The sequence below is a fragment of the Lysinibacillus sp. 2017 genome (assembly GCF_003073375.1).
Taxonomy (GTDB): domain Bacteria; phylum Bacillota; class Bacilli; order Bacillales_A; family Planococcaceae; genus Solibacillus.
Genome location: NZ_CP029002.1, coordinates 1,807,311 through 1,830,749, shown reverse-complemented (window position 1 = coordinate 1,830,749; position 23,439 = coordinate 1,807,311). Strand labels below are relative to the sequence as shown.

The window sequence follows — 23,439 nt, the reverse complement described above, 5'->3', positions numbered from 1 at the left end:
CTATTCACCGTCCTTTTCTAACTTGTTTCCTGTAATGAGTTCGACCTTAAAACTTTCAGGCCCATCCATTTTCTTCTCAAATAGAAGTAGGAAACGAGTTACAGCGAATGTCATAATGAAGTACAGCACTGTTGCGATAAAGAAGGCCTCAATGTATTTATAGTTACTTCCTGCAATGGAGTTTGAAGTGAAGAATAACTCTACGACTGAAATGACACTTAATACAGAAGAGTCTTTAATATTCATGACAAATTGGTTCCCCGTAGCTGGCAAAATATTACGAGCTACTTGTGGGATCACGACATAAATCATTGTTTGCAAGTGATTCATACCAATTGCTTGAGCTGCTTCGAACTGTCCCTTATCAATTGAAACAATCCCACCACGTACATATTCCGCCATATAAGCACCTGTATTTAAACTAATAACTAGTGATGCTGCTACGAAACGGTCAATATCAATGCCTAAGTATACTAATCCGTAGAATACCACCATCGCTTGAACCATCATCGGTGTGCCTCTGAAAATTTCCACATATGCCGTTAAAAGGAAATTAAATACTTTTAACACAACCGTTTTAAATGATTTTTTGCGTTTCGGAACCGTATGCATAATTCCGATGAAAAATCCGATTAATGTACCACAAATTGTTCCGATAATCGCTAGAAGAAGTGCAGTCCAAGCTCCTCGCAGGAACACTTCCCAGTTGTTCGTAAACAAGTTCCATGTTGATTCTAAAAATGCCATTGTCTTGTCCTCCAAATCTTTGTTCCTATAATCTATTACTCTTAAATCGTTATTATTAATAATAAAAGGTTGTCTCCCGTTTGCCGGCATGACAACCTTTCATCATTAAATATTATTGTGCAGCCGGTTGGTTAGCGATTGCATCTTCCATTAATTTAAGACGATCATCTTCCGAAATTTCAGCTAATACTTTGTTGATGCCTTCTGCTAAATCCGAACCTTTTTTTAGGCCAACTGCAACTGCTGTAGCTGAAGGGTCTGCTTCAAAGTTTGGTTCTGGAACAATGTATTTAAAGTTCTCTAATGCCATTTCAGCCGAGATTCCTTCAGGACGCTCTGAAACGTAGCCATCAATTGCACCTGATTGAAGTTGTACACGCATAGCGCCGAAATCCGTTGCAGCTACTTGTTTTTTAACTCCTTTGATTTGATCGATTACATCATAGTGAGTTGTTGCTTGTTGTCCAGTAATTTTAGCGCCAGAGAAATCGCTTAATGTTTTAGCACCTGCATAAGGGCCATCTTTTTTAACAACGATTACATAGTCACTTGTATAGTAGTTTTCAGTGAAGTCTATTGTCTCTTTACGATCTTCTGTTGGGGACATACCCGCAATCACTAAATCAATCGCACCTGATTGAAGTGAAGGTACTAAACCATCCCAGTCTGTTTTAACAATTTGTAATTCCATATCTAATCCGTCTGCAATTTTCTTTGCAATTTCAACATCATAGCCTGCCGCAAATTCTTTTGAACCTTTGATTCCTACACCGCCGTTTGAATCATCTTTTTGTGTCCAGTTAAATGGAGCATAAGCTGCTTCCATCCCAACTTTTAATACTTTTTTGTCAGAACCCGTAGACCCTTCGTCATCTGAACCACATGCCGCCAAAACTAACATAGTCATCATTGCTGCAAATAGCACTAATAATTTCTTTTTCATCCCAAATCTCTCCTTAAAATTAAATTTTTGGTTATTTTTGAATGCAAAAAGCGACCTAAAGAAGAACTTCAGGTCGCGTACACTAAAATTAGCCCAAATCCTCAGTCAATTCCCATTATTGAGATAGCTCAACTCAACCATCAGGGATAGATGATTGAGACAGTTCTGTAATTATTCATTACAGACCCAGCATTGTTAACAAGGGCATTAACAACACTTCGGCGATAGTTCCTTCTTCTCCATCTCAATGCCAGCTCCATGACTAAATGAAAAACTAATAAATACCGCGCCTCTACCTCACGAGATTGTGAGGTTTTGTTATTAAATTAATAAGATAATAGTACAATATTGCGACATTTCCGTCAACAATCATTTTTCAGAAATATTTTGATAGATAGCATTTCTTGATAAAGTTAATTAAAAATGTGCTATTTTCTCGACATTTACTTTAACTTCAAGTGTATGCATGCCACCTTGATAAACGCCTTCAATTGGTGAAACATCGCGAAAATCACGGCCTACACAAAGGTTAATATGATTTTCAAGCACTTCCACATTATTTGTCGGATCTAAACCAATCCAACCAACTCCTGGTACCATTACTTCTACCCAAGCATGTGTCGCCGTATCACCAATTAAATCATCGTTTTCTCCAACATACAAATACCCACTAATATAACGTGCAGGTATATTCATATGTCGAAGAACACCAAGCATAATATGCGAATAATCTTGGCAGACGCCTTGCTTTATATACCATGATTCACTTGCAGTTGTATCGATCGTTGTTGCATACGGATTATATGCGATTGAATTGTATAAATAGGTCATTAAATTAAGGGCAAATTTCATAGGGTTGTCTGTTTGCCCTACAGCTTGCACGATTTCTTCTAATTGATATGGTAGAAGTGAGGTATACCGAGATGTTGTTAAATAGGCTAAATAATGTTCTCTAAAAATTTGTGAGTGAAAAATATTTTTCATTTCATCCGAATAATGAATTTGGTAAATATACGGCGCACGTTGCACACTTACATGGGCATGCGACGTTACTTCAAGTTCGTGATGTTTCTCTGCTATAAAAAACGAACTGATTGGATTTAGCCAAATGTCAATATTATCGCGTGTTAAAGATTCTGGCTTAATTTTCACATCATAGGAAATTAAGCGCTGGCATTCATTGTTACGCGGCTTTAAACGTATCGTATTCAGCGATTGTTCAACTTCTGTGTCATAACGAAATATATTTGTATGTGTAATGCGATATTTCATTGTCATTTCCCCTTAGAAAGTAAGTTTCATATTGATCTTATAATATGGGGCTTATTTCACTAAAATCGGCTCCGTTAAGTAATAGGTTTCAGAAAAAATCGGCCCTAATTTTATACATTGGTTGTGAATTTGTATCACCCATTGCTTACGTTCTTGTTTTGTCATATCCGATGCATTTTGTTGAATTAAAACTTCTATTGCTTCTATTGCCTCAAATAACTGTTGAGCATATAGCGGAACTTCATGATTTTCAATTTCAAAAATTGTATTTTTTATTTTCCCAATGCCATAACCAACAGAACGTGAACAATTCTTATCGCCTACAAGAAAATTCAACACTTTCTCCGCATCACGCATACGCGAACGACGTGTATACTCATCCAACGTATTCGTTAATTGAAGGGCCAACGTTACGGCAAAATCCTGCTTTAATATTTCTTCATTTTCCATCAAATTCAATATAATTAACGCCGTTTTTTCTGATCGTTCTAACCATTTACCGATCTTCATAAATAAGAAAGATTCATCACGAGACATGAGTGAATCAATAATACCTGTTGCCGTTAATGATGTTTTGCGTACCTTTACTAAATACTCCGTCGTAGCTAATACGGTATACGGTGCTTGTAGAGGGGATTCATTGTTTGCTAAGTACAAACTATTCCATTCTTCAAATAATGCATTTGGAATACAGTCACGCGTGTTTTTCGCGTTGTTACGAATACCTGTGAGCAAACTATCGATAGAGTTGTAATTTTGGAGATCTGAGATGAGATAGTTAAGCATTTGAGAAATTGGATAACCTTCATAACGACTTTCATAGCTTTCAATATACCCACAAATACTTAAAATTGTATGCCATTGCTGTTCGTACTGCTTTTCTGTACGACTAAGTTCAAGCATTTGATCTATTTGTACATTTATAATATATGCATTTGTATAAGCACGCTCACTGTAACGACCTAACCAATATAAAGAATCTGCGACACGACTAAGCATGTTGTCCGTCCTCCTTAAGAACCCACGTATCCTTCCCACCGCCCCCTTGTGAGGAATTGACCACAAGTGAACCTTCCTTCAATGCAACACGAGATAAGCCTCCAGGGACAATATGCATTTGCTCTCCTTGAATCGCATAAATACGTAGATCAATGTGGCAAGGATAAAATCGTCCATCCTGATAAGCAGGCGCGCGCGACAACTTAATTGTTGGTTGTGCAATATATTGATGAGGTGCTTCTAGTATCTTTTTATGGAAAATGTCTCGTAATTCCTGCGTTGAATGCGGGCCAATGAGCATGTCATAGCCTCCTGAAGCTCCCACATTTTTGACAACAAGCTTATCTAAATTTTTCAGTACCCAGTTACGCTGTTGTTCATCATTTAGTAAATATGTCTCCACATTATCAATAATAGGTTCCTCATTTAAATAAAATCGAATCATATCTGGGACATACGCATACATGGCCTTGTCATCAGCTACACCATTCCCTACGGCATTTAAGATAGCTACATTACCTTCTTTGTAAGCTTGCACCATTCCCGGAACCCCAAGCATGGAATCTTCGCGGAAAACTTCTGGATCTAAAAATTCATCATCAATACGGCGATAAATAATATCTACTCGTTTTAATCCGTGAATTGTTTTTAAGTAGACGCTATTATCTTGTACGATTAAATCTCTACCTTCTACAAGGGGGATATTCATTTCCTTCGCTAAAAATACATGATCGTAATAAGCAGAGTTGTAAACACCAGCAGTTAACAGGACGGCATTTACTTCTTCATCTGTAGCTAAATTTGGCGGTCGATGTGATAAAAGGGCTTTTTCCATCGCTTCCATTTGCTCTTCTAAAGATAGAATGGCATAATCGCTGAAAAACTCAGGATATGTTTTACGCATGACTAAGCGGTTTTGAAACACATAGCTAAGACCTGATGGATTCCGTAAATTATCTTCTAATACACGATATTTTCCACATTCATCACGAATGAGGTCAATACCAGCCATAAAAATATGATTTTCTAATGCTAAATTTATGCCAATTACTTGCTTATAATAATAAGGATTTTCATCGACTAAATGAGCGGGAATAATACCTGCATTAAGTATATTTCGCTCATTATAAACATCTTGTAAAAAATAATTGAGTGCTTTAACCCTTTGCTTAATACCAAGCTCAATTTCACTCCATGTTTCACCTGGAATAATAATAGGCACAAAATCAAATGGCATTGTACGCTCTATTCCACCTTGAGCACCATACACAGTAAAAGTTATTCCTTGTCGTAAGAAACTAGATTGTGCTTCCATATGTTTGTTTTGTAATTGCTCATTCGAAAATTTTTGAAGCTGTTCATAAAATGGAATATAATGCTTTTTCGGTAAATCATCTTTTAGCATTTCATCAAAAAATGTTGCTGAATCATACGCTTTAAACATTGAGTGAACCCTCCCCCATTATGTACCATCTATTAATAAATACACTATTACTGAAGAAATCCCTTTTATTAATTAGATAATTTTTACAATTATCATGTATCTTTTCTACATTTCCCTATACCGAAAACATTTTAATACTAAAAACACCACTTTCTGTCAAAATCAAACAGAAAACGGCGTAAAAAAAGATGCCAACGCATTATTGCGTTGGCATCTTTATAAGAAGTTATTCTTAAGAGTTTAATAATAAATCTTCTGGGTTTTCGATCATTTCTTTAACTGTTTTTAAGAAGCCTACAGAATCTTTACCATCGATGATACGGTGGTCATAAGATAATGCTACGTACATCATTGGACGGATTTGAACTTCATCACCTACAGCGATTGGGCGTTTAAGGATTGAGTGCATACCTAAAATACCAGCTTGTGTACCGTTCATGATTGGTGTAGACATTAATGAACCGAATACACCACCGTTAGTGATTGTGAAAGAACCACCAGCCATGTCGTTTAAGCCTAATTTTTTATCGCGAGCTTTTTTAGCTAAACCAGCGATATCTTTTTCGATTTCAGCAAAGTTTTTAGCGTTTGCATCACGAACAACTGGTACTACTAAACCGTCTTCAGTTGATACTGCGATACCGATATCGAAGAAGTTGTTTAAGTGAATTTCATCACCATTAATTTGAGCGTTAACGTATGGATATTTTTTAAGAGCAGCAACTACTGCTTTAGTGAAGAATGACATGAAGCCTAATTTAATATCGTTAGCTTTTACGAATTCTTCTTGTTTACGTTTACGTAATGCCATGATGTTTGTCATGTCGATTTCGTTGAATGTAGTTAACATTGCAGTTGATTGTTTAACTTCTAATAAACGTTTTGCAATTGTTTGACGACGACGAGACATTTTTTCAACTGTTACGCGATTTGTTTCGCCAGCTGGTGTGAAGATCATTGGACCATTTGCTACTGGAGCCGCTGCAACTGGTGCTGCTACAGGTGCTGTACCGTGAGCTGCTACGTCTTGTACACGTACGCGACCTTGTGGATCTACTGGTGAAATTGCCGCTAAGTCGATACCTTTTTCACGTGCTAATTTACGAGCTGCTGGTGAAGCCACAACGCGTTCGTTAGAAGTTTCTACTACAGGAGCTGCTGCAACTGGAGCTTTTGGTGCTTCAGCTACTGGAGCTGGCGCTTCTTCTTTTGCTGGTGCAGCCGGTGCTGGTGCAGCGCCTTCGCCTGCTTCAACGATTGCGATAACTTGACCTACTAATACAGTGTCGCCTTCTTCAGCTGTAATTTGAGTTAAGATACCTGCTTCTTCAGAGATGATCTCAGCGTTAACTTTATCTGTTTCTAATTCTACGATGAATTCGCCTTTTTCTACGCGATCTCCAACTTTTTTAACCCACTGAGCAATTGTACCTTCAGTGATTGATTCTGCTAATTCAGGAACTTTAATTTCTGCCACGTTAATATCCTCCTTTAATAACGCTATACATTTCGTATAGCAGGCTACTTCTCTTATAAGAAGTAGCCCTCATTTATTCCCTATTGGAATTATTTTTCAAGTGCTTCGTTAACTAACTTAGCTTGAGCTGCTTTATGTGAATCGCCATCGCCCTCAGAAGTTGAGCTCATTGCAGGACGACCTACATAGCGAACTTTTTTACCTTCAGCGATACCATATAATGTTTCAAGAACATAAGTCCAAGCGCCTTGATTTTTAGGCTCTTCTTGTACCCAAACGATTTCTTTAACATTCGGGAAGCGAGCAATGATTTCTTTCACTTGCTCTGTTGGGAATGGATAGATTTGCTCAACACGAACGATGTGTAAGTGGTCGAAACCTTCGCCATCTTTTACGCGTTCTGCTAAATCGATCATTACTTTACCCGTACCAAGAATTACTTTTTCTACTGCTTTCACATTTTTACCTAAGCCTTCTTGCTCGATTACTTCTTGGAAGCGACCAGTTGCAAGTTGTTCAGCAGATGCTGCTGCTAATGGGTGACGTAAAAGTGATTTTGGTGAAACAACTACTAATGGACGTACGCCTTCAGTACCTAAAAGTGCAGCTTGACGACGTAATAAGTGGTAGTAGTTACCTGCATTTGAACAGTTTGCTACGAACCAGTTGTTTTCAGCTGATAATTGTAAGTAACGTTCCATACGGCTAGATGAGTGTTCTGGGCCTTGACCTTCATAACCATGTGGTAAAAGGATTACGAAACCAGATTTTTGACCCCATTTAGAGCGAGCACTAGCGATGAAGTTATCAAACATTACTTGAGCCATGTTCGCAAAGTCACCAAATTGTGCTTCCCATACAGATAATACGTTACCGTTTTCTAAGTTATAACCATATTCATATCCTACAACACCTGCTTCAGTAAGTGGTGAGTTGTAAACTGTGAATGAAGCGTTAACGCCTTCAACATGGTGTAATGGAGTAAATTCAGAACCATTATTTTTATCATGTAACACTAAGTGACGTTGAGAGAACGTACCACGTTGTGCATCTTGACCAGTGAAACGAACTGGTGTGCCGTCTTGTGTAATTGTAGCGTATGCTAAAGTTTCAGCATGACCCCAGTCAATTTTCGCAGTAGCGAATGCATCACGACGTTTTTCTAAAATTTTACCTAATTTTTTCTGTGGTTCGAAGCCATCAGCAAATACTAATAAATCTTCGTTCACTTTTGCTAAGCGGTCTGTATCAACAGTAGTGTCAATTTCAGGGAACTCAACTTTTAATTCTTCTGGCATATCAATTGTATTGTGCTCGTCTTTTTCTGCCATTGCTTTTACGTGATCGTAAGCAGCTTGCATTTCTGCATAGATTTTTGTATCTAACGCTTTTACTTCGTCAGCAGATAAAACATTTGCTGCAGCTAATTCTGCACCGTATAAAGCACGGATTGGCTCATGTTTAGCTACTAATTTGTATGTTTCAGGGTTTGTAACTGTTGGGTCATCTGTTTCGTTGTGACCATAACGACGGTAACCAATTAAATCGATTACGATGTCTTTATTGAATTTTTCACGGTATTCCGCTACGAAACGACCAACAGCTGCCACTGTTTCTGGGCTATCTGCATTTACGTGAATTACTGGAACATCATAACCTTTTGCAGGGTCAGATGCGTAATTTGATGAACGAGAATCTGTTAATTCAGTTGTGAATCCGATCATGTTGTTTGCGATAATTTGAACTGTACCACCTGTTGAGAAACCTTTTGTTTTTGCAAAGTTGAAGCCTTCTGTAACAATACCTTGACCAGCAAATGCTGCGTCACCGTGTAATAAAATACCGAATGCTTTAGAAGTATCATTTTTTGCAACACCAGGAGCAGATGTATCGTCTTGAGCTGCACGAGCTGCACCTAATACGATTGGGTTCCCAACTTCTAAGTGAGATGGGTTGTAAGCTAATTTTACGTTTAAACCAGATTCACGAGTATAAGCAGCACCCATGTGGTATTTAACGTCGCCAGTCCAACCTTTTGTAATTTCTAAACGACCATCTTCAGGGAAGAATAAATCGTTAGAAACGTGTGCAAAGTCAGAGAACATCATGTCATAAGGTTTGTTTAAAACATGTGTTAATACGTTTAAACGACCACGGTGGGCCATACCAATACGCACGTTTTTAACGCCTTTTGCTTCAGATGCATTAATAATTTCATCAAGTAAGATTACTTGTGTATCTAAACCTTCACCAGAGAAGCGTTTTTGACCAACAAATGTTTTGTGGATGAATTTCTCGAAGTTTTCAATGCGAGTTAAGCGTTCTAAAACAGCTTTTTTCGCTTCAACTGATAATGCTTGTTTGAAAGCACCTGCTTCCACTTGTGCTTCAATCCAAGCACGTTCTTCAGCATTTTGTAAGTGACTAACTTCAACACCTACTTTGTCTGTATAAATCGATTTTAAGTAATCGATTGCTTCTTTACCGTTTGTTACGCCAGCTGGCACATTTTTAAAGAATACAGATGCAGGAATTACTGCTAAATCACTTGCAGTTAAATTGAATACGCTTTCTTCAATGCGTGAGTTATCAAGCTTACGATTTTTCAATGGGTATAAATCCGCAGCTAAATGACCATATTCACGAATGGCATCTGCTAATTTTACCGCTGCTAATACTTTTTTGTAGTCTCCAGATCCAGCAACTGCTGTATTTGATTGCGCTGGTGCTTGACCATCTACAAATACAGGACCTCCGTATGCTTGGAATAATTCTACTAATTCAGGTTCTACTTCTTCAGGAGATTGCAGGAATAAGTCATATTGCTCTAATACATAACCTAAGTTAGGACCAGAGAATGCTGACCATGGGGAACCTGCAGGTAATACATTGTTCGACATGAAAATAACCTCCAAATTTTGCCTTATGGCTGTTCCAATAAGTTTTTCTAAATAAATCAGATAATAGTTTATCGCTCTTCCGACTAGGACAAGAAGTACTTGATCGTCTAGTGTAGAAGAACATTTTTTCCATCTCAATCTTACTACTCTTCGTAAAAAATACAACTCTTTTATGCAAAATAAGCATATTTTTTCTTGAACAATTAAAATTTAATTGAGATTAACTAGAAATGTTCTTTTTTTACAGGGAATTTAAGTATAAATAGCGTTCCTTTGTTCAGTTCACTTTCTACATTCATCTCTATTTTATATTTTTCGGTTAGCATTCTTGTGATACTTAACCCAAGGCCTGTTCCAGATACTTCTTTTGTACGTGATTCTTCCACTCGATAAAAACGTTCAAAAATTAATGGTAATTGTTTTTCTGATATACCAATACCATGATCTTGTATTGCGACAGAAATTGTTTGTTCCGAATAGTAAATTTGTAAATGAATAAACAATTCATCTCTTGTATATCGTAACCCATTATTCATAATATTTCTAAAGATATGTTCTAGCGCATGTTCTGTAATCGCTGCATTTACTCTCTGCCCTTTAACAGTCATTTCTATTTTCGCGCTCGGATAAAGTTGTATTAGCTCTTGTTTAACATTTTCATATACTACTTCAATATTCGCTGAAGCATCTTTATCAACTTCCTCATTGCGCGCAAGCTGTAACAATTCCTCAATCATTTTTTTCATTCTCATAATTTCTTCTAGCGACGTATCAAGCGATTCAGCTAATACTGCAGGATCATCCTTTCCCCATCGTTTTAATAAAGATAAATGACCTTCAATAACTTGAATTGGCGTTCGTAATTCATGGGATGCATCAGCTACAAATTGTTGCTGCTTCGTAAATGAAATCTCAAGTTCTTTCATTAATGAGTGATACATTTTAAATAAATCACCGACTTCATCATCTGCCTCATAATTAAACTGAGGCTGTGCCTTAAAGCCCTGATCACGTACAATATCCATCGCATCACGTAACTGTTTTAGAGGATTCATTAATAAGTTTGCCAAATAATAACTAATTGAAACCGAAAAAAGCAAAGCACCCATTCCAACAATAAAAAGTGTTGTCAAAATATAGTTCATCATTGACTGAAATGTTGATAAAGGATGAATTAATTGTAAGACACCTTGAAACCGTCCAATTTGAACGAATTGATGCAAAACAAAAGCATCATCACCATTTATTTGTTCCTTTGTAATAATAGTAGAAGAATCATTATCCATCGTTTCAGGAAATGATGCGGCACCATTTACATCATTTATTTGCATCACTTCGATTCCATCAAAATTGAAAATACGAACTGTTTGTTCCTGCGTCAAAATTGCTTTCATCAGTGCGCTGTTATTTTGCAAATTCTGTATTGTCACAGTATTACCCTGCGCTTCAAAAAAGCTCGTTAAGTCATCTACTGTTCGTTCTGCATTCTTTTCTTCATTATGAATAAGCCATGTTTGAAGCGCTATATAAAGAATAATCGAAATTATTGCATAGCTAACAAAAATTGTAATGCCGACTGTCATCGTCCATTTCGTTTTGAGTGCGCGTTTTTTTAAAGCTAGACGAAGTTTTTTCATCCTCTCACCACATATCCAACGCCGCGTACTGTTTCAATATATGGTTGATCTTCTGTTTGTAATTTCGTACGCAAATGACGAATATACACATCTACTACATTGGTCTCTACTTCGCTTTCAAAGCCCCAGACACTTTCTAATATGAGTTCGCGAGTACATACGCGATTGGAATTCTCGACTAGAAGCTTCAGTAAATCGTATTCTTTTCGCGTAAATTCTAGCTTTTCTCCATTAAAATATACTTCATAAGCTTGCGGATCAATTACCAAGTCTCTTACTTGCAATTGTTGGACTTTCGTTTGGAAAGGTTGAATTCTTCGTAAAATCGAGCGAATTCTTGCTAGTAATTCCTCAATAGCAAAAGGCTTCACAATATAGTCATCTGCGCCTGCATCTAGTCCAGCGACTCGGTCCATTACCGCATCACGAGCTGTTAATAAAATGATGGGCACATCACTTACTTTTCGAATACGACGACATACTTCAATACCATTCAGTTCAGGGAGCATGACATCTAAAAGAATACAATCAAAATTATGTGATGTGGCTAACTCAAGACCCAATCGACCATCATAAGCAACCATTGTCTCAAATTGTTCATGCTTTAGTTCAAGTTCTAAAAATCTCGAAATATTCTTTTCATCTTCAACGATTAATATTTTTTGTTCCATAAATTTTCCCTCTTTGTGCCAGAATTTATTGCATTTGTTTTTAGTTTAACATGCAAATGATTACGTGACACATGTTTGCACTATTTCAAACTTATGCAAAAAAAGAGGGTATCCATTCTTTGGATACCCTCTTTTTTTGACTAGATGACGCTATTCGTATCACAAATGCGATAATTGTTTTTAGAACTCTGTTTTGATTGGTAGAGTGCACGGTCTGCTAAGTCAACTAGTTCCTCTAATGATTCACTATGCTGAGGATAGACCGAAATACCAATGGAAGTCGTTGGTGAAAAATGCAAATCACGAATCATCCACCCTTCTTTTAATTGATGGCGAATACGCTCAATAATATGTTCAATTTGACTTAGTCGTGCATCTTCTATACTTGAAAGCCCCGTGACAACAATCAAAAACTCATCGCCACCAAGACGAATGACCATATCTCTACCGCGTACACTTTTAAATAACGCTTGACCAAACTCTTTTAAAAATTCATCACCCACATCATGGCCATAAACATCATTCACTTGTTTGAAATTATCACCATCTATATAAAATAGCGCAATGGCTTCATTTCTTTCTTGTGCTTTTTCAATAATTCTCGGAAATTCTTTAATAAGCATTCTGCGGTTTCCAAGATGTGTCAAGCTATCGTGATACGCTAAATAAGTTAATTTGTCTTCTAATTGTTTACGCTCTGTAATTTCACGTGATACCATAACAATTTCAGAAATTCCCTTTTGATCCATATCTAACGTAATTGTATAATTTCCTTCTGTCCAAATCCAATCGTTATTTTTCGTAACCAATTGCAACTCAATTGTATTTTCTAACATCCCATTCAGGCTGATTTCAGACATTTCCTTTTTCCAAGCAGCTAAACTTTCCGACGTTAACAACCGTTCGTATGTTCGACCTAATAATTCATCTTCACTATAGCCTAATTTTCGAATATAAGATGGTGAAGCATACTTTATTTCGCCGAAACGGTTCGCAACTATAATAAAATCATTTGTATTTTCCGTAATCGCTCTAAATGTGCTTTCAATTTTATAGAGCTCGGACATTAGTTGTTTCTTCGACGAAATATTATATTGTAACGTCAAAAATTGTTCTATAGCGCCTTGTTCATCAATAATCGGAATGACTGTCGAATCCACCCAATATAATTCCCCATTTTTTTTGCGATTGCATACTTCTTCGCGCCAAATTTTTCCTGATTTCGCAGTTTTCCAAAGTTTCCTGAAGAACTCTGGTGAATGGTAACCTGAATTAAATAAATTATGCGTCTTGCCTATTATTTCATCTCGTGAAAAACCTGTATTATTCGCAACGCGTTCATTAACGTCTGTAATGATGCCCTCTGTATTAGTAAAAATAACATCTGCTGCCGTACTAATCGCATTTTTTAAAGTCTCTAAACCATGCGATGCAGTACGCAAAGCTTCCCCTTGCTTAATAAAGGCTGTTATTTCTTGTAAAATAATAAATACCGCAATTGTTTCTTCATTACTCGTTAAGGAAGAAAATGTTGCCGTATAACAGCGCCTTTTATTATCTTTATCAATCAGGTACAACATTTTAGAAGTTACATTTTCACCATTTTGAGCAAGGATTAAATACTCTTTTAACTTTCTAACACTTTTTTGATCAATAAATGGTAAGTCAAAGAAATTTTTACCTTGAATAGCATCTAAATCAATATTAAAATCGTCCACAAATTTTGGATTTGCCTCTAAAAGCTGTAAATCCGTAGAAACTAATATGGTTGATAAAAATGTTTTGAAAAAAACAGAGCGCATAAATAAATATTTATCTTCCATTTCACGACCGACCTGAACTTCTCTTGTAATGGCCAAAATATAATCACCATCTACATGTTTCACTGGAATGACTGAGGTATTTTGTTTACGAACAACGAATTTCGCATACGTAAAATCTTCAAATTCAACTTGTTCATGTCGTTCAATCGCTACATTATAGTATTGAAGTATATTTTTTGCCAAATGAGGAGGGATTACTTGTAAAACATTTTTCCCAATCGGATTCATTTCAATCAGTTTAATAGCCGCTTCATTTAAATATTCATATTGATAATCACCATTAAGCTTTTTCATTAAAAATACTGCATCTCGGCTATTGGCAAATAAAAGGTTGAGCTGCTCCACTGAATAAACTAAATCCATCAACTATTCCCTCCAAAATACTTATTTACTAAATAAGATTACCTAATTTTTCTTTTATAAATATACTACATTTTTCATATTGTACATGCTCCTCTGATAGAATACAATCCAAAAGGGTAAAATTACCATTAAAAGCTTGCAATTTCCATTTACTAATTTCTGTCGCATTACCTATTAATGAAAGATGATACGTATTATTTTGCATAGCTACTTTGCATTGTACAAAGCCACCTGGATTATAGACAGTCACTTTTTCTTCTTTTATATAGTGATTTTTTTGGGCAATCAACGCAGAAGCTGTCATTGCCGTACCACAAGCATTTGTAAATCCTACACCTCGTTCATACGTTCGCACAAATATTTCATCGTCTGAGATAGGATACACATAACTCACATTAACGCCATCAGGAAAATAATCGTTTTTTTCGTTTAAGTAGGAAGCTAATTTTTGCTGATGTGAAGTATCTTGAATATAGGCCTTCTCGACAATTCCAATTAAATGCGGATTCGGTACAGACACTGCAGTAAATCGAATATCAGAAGAAAAAACAGGAAGAATTTCATTTTGAATGGTCGTTTTATTTTCAAAATGCATGGGTAAACTTTGTAAATCAAACGAAACTGGTGAAATTTGAACAGCATATGTAGGAAGTTGTTCGAAAATGGCTTGCTCTTTTTTTACATGTAAGTTTGCATACATGGTTTCAATAATGGCTTCGTTTAAATTTTTCTTCTCACAAACATAACGAGCCATACAACGTAATCCATTACCACACATAGATGCTTCAGAACCATCTGCATTAATAACTCGCATTTTTGCATCAGCATTTTCTGATGGTAATACGAGAAGCAATCCATCCGCACCGTTTTCGTTCTCTTTATTGCATAGCCATTTTGTTAATTGAACCCAATCAAGCTCTTTTTCATATACTGTGTCGTATAAATAAAACGTATTTCCTGAACCATGGACTTTTAGTAATTGATAGTGCATTAAAGTACCTCCCACTTTCATATATTTCTCTATTATAAGCTTTTCAAAACATACGGTTCAACTATACAATGAACATTTTAAATATTCAGAATAAACTGATATATTTTTAGAAAAAAAATGTTTTTTCGAGCTTGAAAGTTGCGCAAAGAGAATATATTATAATAAAATGTAGATATTAATCTTATTTCGATATTGTATTTCAATGTCTAGATTAGAGCGAGACTCAAGACTTATGTACAATAGTTTAACGTCAAATTCTTTTAGGTTGGATCAAGTTCGAAATGACTACTGCCTTGCGATATAGAGATGAATCATCTTATGTAATCTACACAATCCATTTATTCTTTATAGTAGGCTATACCATTTTTCTTCTTAAAAGGAGGCGTTTCCCATGTTAAAACAAAGAGAATTACATGAGACTGCAGATTTATATGAATTATTACGTCACCCATCTGTATTTCCATATGTACGCCATAAAGCTACTTCAGCTGAAGAGTATTTATTTATGACAAAACAATTAATTGAAGAAGAATTAAACGGTATAACGATTTCCCGCACAATTGTTGATGAATGGGGTGCCCCAATCGGAACGATTAGCATTTTCGATATTCAAGATGGTGCTGGATTTTTAGGTACATGGCTTGGTAAACCATTTCAAGGTTTCGGATATAATCAAAAAGCAAAATTAGCGTTTTTAAACGAGTTATTTTTCGAACATGATTTCAATACTGTTTTTTTACGTATTCGTCAGGAAAATGCCCGTTCACAAGCCGCTGCATTAAAGCTACCTTATGTAGTAGATGCTCAATATTCAAATCCTGGTTTATATGATCAAATTAATCAAGGTGAGACGAAATTCCACCTATTCAAAATTCCAAAAGATCTATTCTACTTAACAACAGCTAACACGCAAAATGAAGAAGAAGAACAAGCAATGTAATCGAGTAACCACCCTACTTTTTTAAAGTATGGGTGGTTTTTTTCACAAAAAAAGAAGGCTTCCTAAAAAGCAATAAACTTTTTAAGTAACCTTCCTTGCTGAACTTATTTTTCATATTGTGTAATTAATGACACCATTTCTGCTGGCGTTTTTGGTTGTTCAACGTCAAACATACGGTCAATCATATCCTCGGCATTAACTGCTAATTGTCCAATGGCTTGTAAGAAAGCATCCTTTGTCATCGTATCTTCGTCAAGAACATGTGCGAAGCCTTGATTTTTAAATAAACGAGCATTTAATATTTGATCTCCACGACTTTTTGCAGCTGATAGCGGAATTAATAACATTGGTTTATGCAATGCTAAAAATTCAAAAATTGAATTTGAACCCGCGCGTGAAACGATTAAATCTGCCGCATATAATAAATCTGGCAATTCGGATGTAACATATTCAAATTGCTTATATCCATCTAAATCCGTTAATTTAGCATCGGCATTGCCTTTACCACATAAATGAATAATTTGATATTCTTTAAGTAATGCTGGTAAATTTTCACGTAATGCATCATTAACAACTACTGAACCTAAACTACCACCCATTACTAATAGCACTTTCTTTTCATCAGTAAATCCACAGTATGCTAATCCACGTTCTTTATTTCCTTCGAATAGCTGTTGACGAATGATAGATCCTGTATTTGTTGATTTGTCACTTGGTAAATGCTTAAGTGTTTCCTTAAATACAGTGAAAATATGGGATGCAAACGGCAAGGCAATTTTATTTGCTAAACCTGGTGTTACATCTGATTCATGGACAACGACTGGGATGTTCGCTAATTTTGCTGCCACTACAACAGGCACGGATACGAACCCACCTTTTGAAAAAATAACAGTAGGTTTTACTTTTTTAATAATCGATAGTGCCTGCCCAACTCCCGCTAACACTTTGAATGGATCCGAAAAGTTTTTCATAGAGAAATAGCGACGTAATTTTCCACTTGAAATCGTATGGTACGGTAAATCAGGAAAAGCATTTCCTATTAACTCTTTTTCAATTCCGTCTTTAGAACCGATATAATGTACAGTGTATCCTGCTTCGATTAATGATGGGATGATTGCTTCATTTAACGAAACGTGACCAGCCGTACCCCCACCTGTTAAAATAATTGATTTATTATTCATATCTTTCTCCTAACACAGACATTTTTCCTTACTCCATTTTATGCTTATTAATAATCATTCATGAAATGTTTCTAAGTATTGCACAAACTATGCATAAGTTCGGATGAAAATTCTATTTTATCAATATAATTTTATAAGAATGAAGTTGTTACTTTGTTGTAATGTTCAAACTGGTTACTGAGACAAAAAGCACAGTTCTCAATCAATCAGTAATAATTATCGAACTTAATTGTAGCATATTTCCATGCGTTTAAAAATTCTTTTCCTTATAAAAGTATGAATTAGTTCGTTTTTCGTATTTTTATCTCCAATGAATATTTATCAGAAAATTATTATATAAATAAAATTATTACTACCAAACGAAATAAAAAACACTACCTATGACGAATAGTAGGTAGTGTCCAATTCCATTATTTTTTTATAAATTGTTGTGTCCAAATATGACCATCTTTAACGTATCCTACACCAATATGTGTATAGTTTGCATCTAAAATATTGGCACGGTGCCCTTCAGAGTTCATCCAAGCTTCAACGACTTGTTCTGGTGTTTGTTGACCTTTGGCAATGTTTTCACCTGCTGATTTATAAGCTATCCCAAGCGCTTTCATGCGATCAAACGGACTACCGAATGTTGGAGAAGTATGTGAGAAATAATTATTATTCTTCATATCTTGTGATTTTTCTCTTGCGGCTGCCATTAAAGGCTGATCCATCACTAATGCTTTTAATCCGTTTTTTGCACGCTCTGCATTTGTTAACTCAACCACTTTCGCTTCAATAACATCAATATCACTTGAAGTGGTTGTTTTATTTGTTTTTACTTCTTCTTTTGGTTGTTCCACAACTGGTGCCTCTTGTTTTGGTGTTTCTGTAACTTGTGTTTCTACTTTTGGTTGCTCTTCTGTTTTTGTTGTTACTTCTGGTGTTGTTGCTTTATTTTCAACGGGCTTAGCCTCGTTTTGTTCTGTTTTAACTTCTTGTTTTTTTACTTGTTGTTGAACAGTTTCTTTTTTTGAAATTTCCTCGTTACTTACTTTCACGGAATCATTTTTATTTGTCCATTTAAACGAATCCACATTTACATTTTTAATCATTTCATTCCAATTTAAAAATGAATTATTGTAGATTACGGATTGCTCAATTCCTTTATCATTAGTTGCCGCCTCTGCCTTAGCAAATGGTGTTAATGTTACCAAAAGTACACCTGCACAAAATGTTGTAAAGATTTTTTTCATTTTGTACGCCTCCTTTCGTGCATTAATCGTAAATTACTTTTTCACAAAAAAATGGCCTATAAATTGGTAAGTTGTCCAACTACCAATCTATAAGCCTAGTTTTCCGCATTTATGAGCGTCAATTTTACGTAAATATATCCAATTGACGAAGGTATTACATTTCAAAAGCTATTGACGAGTTACTGGTCTTCTCCGATAACATGAACTTCGCTAATATTTTCACCAATGATCACTAAGTTTGGTGGCATTTTCACAAATTCCGGTAGCCATTGCACCATTCCATATGCATATTGGAATAGCATTGGATTCTTTACACCTTCAATTGGCACATAGCCCTTCATACGATAGACTGTTTCTGGTAGTTCGCGTACCCAATCTTCAAACTGATCTTGAGTGAAGCTTGTGCTGAACTCAATTAAGCGTGAACCTAAGTTAAAGCTTTTGCCGATACGAGCTGAAACGATATCCTCTTTTGCAATGCGTGCTGTCGATTGCATGTTTTGTAATAGCTGCAGCGGTACACGACCATTTGTAGTTTGCAAAATAAACGCATTGGCATTAAAGCCCTGTAACTCATACACGACTTGTGCTTGTTCCGACTCCGTTAAAAGATCCATTTTATTAGCAAGTAGTAAATGAGCATGACGAATTTGTTCCATAAAGAGTGAACGTACTTGCGGTGTTAATGTTGCACGGTCAAGCCAGAGCTTACTATCAGCCACAGTGACAATCCCTTTAATGTTTAACTTGTCCGCGAAAATTGGCGAATACACGGCATCTAATGCTTCTACAGGGTGTGCCGCGCCAGTAGTTTCAATAATCAGCACATCAAACTCTTGATCAAATAATAATGACTGAATTTGGGCTTCTGTTTTTTCTGCACCACTACAGCAAATGCAACCTTCTAGCATTTCTTTTAATGGCACATCATCTTCTACTGCTTGGGAGTCAAATGGTAATTTGCCTAGTTCGTTCATGATGACGGCTGGTTTGATACCTTGTTCCTTTAATTGGCGAATAACATCTGTTAGCATAGATGTTTTACCACTACCTAAAAATCCACTAAATAAATATACATCTTTCATTTCTTCACGTCCTATAATAATGGGCTGGTAACAATGTATGAAGCACATGTTACCAGCCCATTTTATTTTATTTTATTTTTTTACTAGGTATTTATTTTGCAACACCTAATAATTCTTTTGCTTTTACAATTTGTGGATCATCTGTTTTAAGCTTTTCATTTACTTTTTCAAGTAATGCATAAGTTGTATCACCTTTTAAAATACCGTTTGCTTCTAATTTATTATCCGCTTGGAATTGTTTTAACGCAGCCACTGATTGTTCATCCAATGTTTGATCGATTTCGCCAGGCGTATAGCCTAAAACTTCTAAAATACGCTCTGCTGACTCGATTACGACATTGGTATCACCAGATTTATATTCCTGAGTTGGATCAATATAAGGTAATGACGCATAATCAGGGTACGCGACCTCTACATCTGGCTTAATCCCTTTTTCATTAATCCAATTTCCATCAGGTGTTAACCATTTACCTGTTGTGAATTTTAAGTTTGCACCGTCTTCCATGTACATCACTTCTTGCATAGTACCTTTACCAAATGAAGTTAAACCAATTAATTTAGCGCCAACTGATTCTTTTAATGCTCCAGCTAAAATTTCAGAGGCAGAAGCACTACCCTCATCGATTAATACTGTAATTGGTAAGTTATATTTTTTGCCGCCTTGTGCAACGACTAACTGTGGATCTTGGTCACGCTCTTGAATTTGAACAATGGTTTTACCTTCTGCAACGAATAAATTTGAAATATCAATCGCTGCTTTTAAGAAGCCACCTGGGTTTTGACGTACATCAAGTACAATACCCTTCATTCCTTGTTTTTCGTATTCAGCTAATTGCGTTTCAAGCTCTTTTGCTGTATCTTCACTAAATGAAGTAATTTGGAAATGTACAATTCCAAATTCATCGATATCACCGTAAACCGTTTCAACTGGAATATCATCGCGAACAAGTGTCACTTCCATAGGTTCTGCTTCACCGCGTTGAATCGTTAACGTTACTTTTTTACCTTTTTCACCGCGGATTAATAGAACTGCTTCTGATGAACTCATGCCTTTAACACTTTTGCCATCTACTGCAAGTACCATATCTTTTGGTTGTAAACCTGCTTTTTCGGCAGGAGTGTTTTTAATTGGTGAAACAATCATAATATAACCGTTACGTTCTTGAATTTCTGCACCAATGCCTTGGAAACTTGATGAAAGGCTATCATTGAATGAAGTTGCTTCTTCTTTATTCATGTAATCTGAATAAGGATCGCCTAACGCATCAAACATACCATTAATGGCACCGTATACAATTTCTTCTTCATTGACATCTTCATAGTACTTAGTTTCAAGTGCATCATATGCTTCATATAGCTTTTTAAATTCTGCACGTTCAACGGGTACTTTAACTTCAACTGCTTTTTGGTCACCAAATGTTAACGCAAAAATCGTTAATCCAGCTGTTACTAAAACTGTGAAGAAAAATAACATGATTAACGCAAATGGTTTAATACGTAAATACTTTCCGGCCGGTTTTACTTGTTGCTCTGTTACTTCTTTTTGTTCCCCATCTTTTTTCTGTTCATCCATTAATTTTCACCACTCTCATATTTACACTAACTGATTTCACACTATACCAATAATATCAGTTTAGGAAGCGATAGAAAAGGACAGACGCCATTTTTTTTATTAGGTTTCCTGAACAAAAGAAAAAAGCAGAGATTGTGAGAAAAAAACCTTACAATCCCTGCCTCTCAAAAATGGCCCGCTGTTAACTAGCTTGTTTGTTCTTATCAAAAATACTTCTTTTTATTACTCTCCATACATAAACAAAAAGGACACCAAAAAAGCGTCCCCGTACTTATCGCTATTTATGCACATTCAATAAAAGAAAAGAGTTATCTAAAAGTGAATAATTCACTATCTAAAAGTAATATATTTTATCAACTTCAAGTCTTTTTATCGATTAATTAGACCGTTTTTCTCTATTGTTTAACGGGTATAATAACCTTAAAAAATCAAATTGGAAGCGATATTTTATGAAACGGAAATTAGAAGAAGTTCAGTTTGCACGTGCATTTGCCATGTTTGCGGTGCTATTCGTCCATTTTAGTTCAACAGGTCTTGTAGCAATGCCAGCTGGTTCTGACATGTTTTACGTTTATTCATCATTTAACACCATCGGAAAACTCGGTGTACCCGCATTCTTTTTCCTAAGTGGTCTTGTTCTGCTATACAGCTATCGCAACAAAGAATTTAATTCAGAATCGATTAAAGCCTTTTATGTGAAACGATTAAAGTATATTATTTTACCGTATATTTCAATTTCAATTTTCTATTTCGTAGCAAAATGGTTTCTTAACCATGATTACACTTTAGTCGTAGCGATTAAAACTTTTGTACATCAGTTATTTACAGGTAAAGTTTATATGCACCTTTACTTTATGTTTGTTCTGATCCAATTTTATCTTGTATTTCCCTTCATTTTATATGTGTTCAAAAAATTCAATTTGAAAGTCTTACCTGCGTTAATCGGTTCTATTCTCATCCAATTTACTTGGTATTACTTAAATAGAGTATATTTTGGCGTTGAATCACGTGGCTCCTACTTTTTATCGTATTTTTCATTCTTTGTCACAGGGGCTGCAATCGGCTTCCATTATGCACGCTTAGATGAAATTTGGCATAATTCAAAGAAACTACTATCGGTATTGATTGTTGTTACCTTTTTAGTTTCAGCAATTCTGCTCATTTATTCAGACATTTCGATTAAAATGAATACATTAAGCAACTGGTTACCACCTTCAGATTACCGAACGCTTATTTTAGACGGATTCTATACTGCCCTTGGTTTAACAGGTGGCTTAATGATGATTTGGCTCGGTAAAATGGTTATGGCCGTCAATAATCCTGCGTTAAGTCATTTCTTAAATCGATTGGCGATTATGTCATTTGGAATTTATTTATTCCACCCATTTTTCTTATTCTTTGCTCGAGAGCTATTACCAGGTACAACCCCGTTATTATTCCATTCATGGCAAATTATTACGGCGATTATCGTAACAGCAATTAGTTGGATTTTTACGCATTTTGTTAGTAAAAATAAATACGGTTGGTTATTAATCGGCAAATAAAAAAAGCACAGATTCCATTTAATCATTGGAATCTGTGCTTTTTGTTTTGGTAAATACCACACTACAAAGATTAACCCATTTGCCAGTAAAGCAAGTAAGGGTAGTCGGTTGAACCCTTCGACATCACAGGAGGACATACAAGGAGCCTTATGTATCAACATTTCATGTACACTTCGGATTTCAAATGATAAATACGTACACTGATATTAACACGATAATCGCAAAGAATATCGGTAAGTAATACCACAGTTTTTCTCTCTGCTCAAACTCATTTTGTTCTTCAGCTGTACCAAACAAAAATTCATCAATCCATTTTAAAATGTTCATATATAAGTCCCCTTTAGGCTAAAGTTAATTTCTCACCTGGCACATCAACAAAGTTTCCGTTAGAAAATTTCACTTTGTAAAAACCGTGTTGCTTTTCGATGATAATTCCTTCTTCTAATAACTGTGGATGGCAATTGTAGATGAAATCAAATTCATCTGTATAAAATCGAATCTTCACATAGTCGCCTTCCTCAAAGCCGTTATTACGTTTGCTATTTGGTCCAATTAGAATGTATTCAAATATACTCGTCTGCCTTTTCTGCGCCATTATTTCAAAATGTGTCATG

At 35.8% G+C, this 23,439-nt stretch carries 19 protein-coding genes and 1 riboswitch; of the genes, 2 read left to right on the top strand and 17 right to left on the bottom strand.

Translation table 11 applies throughout. The features are described 5' to 3' along the window. The 11 genes from DCE79_RS08785 to dapF all read right to left on the bottom strand — a co-directional run bounded on the left by DCE79_RS08785 (position 1) and on the right by dapF (position 15,267). Complete coding sequence (locus DCE79_RS08785) at positions 1–747, bottom strand: amino acid ABC transporter permease (protein ID WP_108712686.1); 747 nt, start codon at positions 745–747, stop codon at positions 1–3. 112 nt (positions 748–859) lie between these two features. Further along, complete coding sequence (locus DCE79_RS08780) at positions 860–1,690, bottom strand: transporter substrate-binding domain-containing protein (RefSeq protein ID WP_108712685.1); 831 nt, start codon at positions 1,688–1,690, stop codon at positions 860–862. A 116-nt stretch (positions 1,691–1,806) separates the two neighbouring features. Continuing rightward, positions 1,807–1,993: riboswitch (Lysine riboswitch) on the bottom strand. A gap of 114 nt (positions 1,994–2,107) precedes the next feature. Next, positions 2,108–2,962, bottom strand: a complete 855-nt coding sequence (locus DCE79_RS08775; protein WP_108712684.1) for a transglutaminase family protein — start codon at positions 2,960–2,962, stop codon at positions 2,108–2,110. Positions 2,963–3,013: 51 nt separating this feature from the next. Then, positions 3,014–3,961, bottom strand: coding sequence for an alpha-E domain-containing protein (locus DCE79_RS08770; RefSeq protein WP_108712683.1), 948 nt, complete (start codon positions 3,959–3,961; stop codon positions 3,014–3,016). Then, on the bottom strand, positions 3,954–5,405 hold the full coding sequence (locus DCE79_RS08765) for a circularly permuted type 2 ATP-grasp protein (RefSeq protein WP_108712682.1): 1,452 nt from the start codon (positions 5,403–5,405) through the stop codon (positions 3,954–3,956). The genes DCE79_RS08770 and DCE79_RS08765 overlap by 8 nt, the downstream gene beginning before the upstream one ends. A 232-nt stretch (positions 5,406–5,637) precedes the next feature. Continuing rightward, positions 5,638–6,882, bottom strand: coding sequence for a 2-oxoglutarate dehydrogenase complex dihydrolipoyllysine-residue succinyltransferase (gene odhB, locus DCE79_RS08760; protein WP_108712681.1), 1,245 nt, complete (start codon positions 6,880–6,882; stop codon positions 5,638–5,640). An 89-nt stretch (positions 6,883–6,971) separates the two neighbouring features. Further along, on the bottom strand, positions 6,972–9,782 hold the full coding sequence (locus DCE79_RS08755) for a 2-oxoglutarate dehydrogenase E1 component (RefSeq protein WP_108712680.1): 2,811 nt from the start codon (positions 9,780–9,782) through the stop codon (positions 6,972–6,974). 224 nt (positions 9,783–10,006) lie between these two features. Beyond that, complete coding sequence (locus DCE79_RS08750) at positions 10,007–11,419, bottom strand: HAMP domain-containing sensor histidine kinase (protein ID WP_108712679.1); 1,413 nt, start codon at positions 11,417–11,419, stop codon at positions 10,007–10,009. After that, positions 11,416–12,090 carry a response regulator transcription factor gene (locus DCE79_RS08745; RefSeq protein WP_108712678.1) on the bottom strand — a complete coding sequence of 225 codons (675 nt, stop codon included), beginning with the start codon at positions 12,088–12,090 and terminating at the stop codon, positions 11,416–11,418. The genes DCE79_RS08750 and DCE79_RS08745 overlap by 4 nt, the downstream gene beginning before the upstream one ends. 140 nt (positions 12,091–12,230) lie before the next feature. Beyond that, the gene (locus tag DCE79_RS08740) at positions 12,231–14,276 is read right to left on the bottom strand and encodes a diguanylate cyclase domain-containing protein (protein WP_234417378.1); all 2,046 of its coding nucleotides are present in this window, start codon (positions 14,274–14,276) and stop codon (positions 12,231–12,233) included. Positions 14,277–14,304: 28 nt separating this feature from the next. Beyond that, positions 14,305–15,267, bottom strand: coding sequence for a diaminopimelate epimerase (gene dapF / locus DCE79_RS08735; RefSeq protein ID WP_108712676.1), 963 nt, complete (start codon positions 15,265–15,267; stop codon positions 14,305–14,307). A gap of 391 nt (positions 15,268–15,658) precedes the next feature. On the opposite strand from dapF, the gene DCE79_RS08730 reads away from it, so the two are divergent. Further along, a complete protein-coding gene (locus DCE79_RS08730) occupies positions 15,659–16,207 on the top strand; it encodes a GNAT family N-acetyltransferase (RefSeq protein ID WP_108712675.1) in 549 nt (182 codons plus the stop codon). Positions 16,208–16,311: 104 nt separating this feature from the next. Here the strand turns inward: DCE79_RS08730 and DCE79_RS08725 are convergent, their stop codons facing one another. The 4 genes from DCE79_RS08725 to DCE79_RS08710 all read right to left on the bottom strand — a co-directional run bounded on the left by DCE79_RS08725 (position 16,312) and on the right by DCE79_RS08710 (position 21,281). Beyond that, entirely contained in the window at positions 16,312–17,388 is a 1,077-nt protein-coding gene (locus DCE79_RS08725) for an undecaprenyldiphospho-muramoylpentapeptide beta-N-acetylglucosaminyltransferase (RefSeq protein ID WP_108712674.1), read from the bottom strand. A gap of 410 nt (positions 17,389–17,798) precedes the next feature. Continuing rightward, positions 17,799–18,623, bottom strand: a complete 825-nt coding sequence (locus DCE79_RS08720; RefSeq protein ID WP_108712673.1) for a CAP domain-containing protein — start codon at positions 18,621–18,623, stop codon at positions 17,799–17,801. Between the two features lie 179 nt (positions 18,624–18,802). Beyond that, entirely contained in the window at positions 18,803–19,708 is a 906-nt protein-coding gene (locus DCE79_RS08715; protein ID WP_108712672.1) for a CobW family GTP-binding protein, read from the bottom strand. Positions 19,709–19,799: 91 nt separating this feature from the next. Continuing rightward, positions 19,800–21,281, bottom strand: a complete 1,482-nt coding sequence (locus DCE79_RS08710) for a lmo1851 family serine protease (RefSeq protein WP_108712671.1) — start codon at positions 21,279–21,281, stop codon at positions 19,800–19,802. Between the two features lie 449 nt (positions 21,282–21,730). Here DCE79_RS08710 and DCE79_RS08705 point away from each other — a divergent pair, with 449 nt between their 5' ends. Next, complete coding sequence (locus DCE79_RS08705; RefSeq protein ID WP_108712670.1) at positions 21,731–22,825, top strand: acyltransferase; 1,095 nt, start codon at positions 21,731–21,733, stop codon at positions 22,823–22,825. 180 nt (positions 22,826–23,005) lie between these two features. Here the strand turns inward: DCE79_RS08705 and DCE79_RS18495 are convergent, their stop codons facing one another. Beyond that, on the bottom strand, positions 23,006–23,152 hold the full coding sequence (locus DCE79_RS18495) for a hypothetical protein (RefSeq protein ID WP_159083077.1): 147 nt from the start codon (positions 23,150–23,152) through the stop codon (positions 23,006–23,008). A gap of 13 nt (positions 23,153–23,165) precedes the next feature. Beyond that, the gene (locus DCE79_RS08700; RefSeq protein ID WP_108712669.1) at positions 23,166–23,438 is read right to left on the bottom strand and encodes a hypothetical protein; all 273 of its coding nucleotides are present in this window, start codon (positions 23,436–23,438) and stop codon (positions 23,166–23,168) included. Position 23,439: the final 1 nt, after the last annotated feature.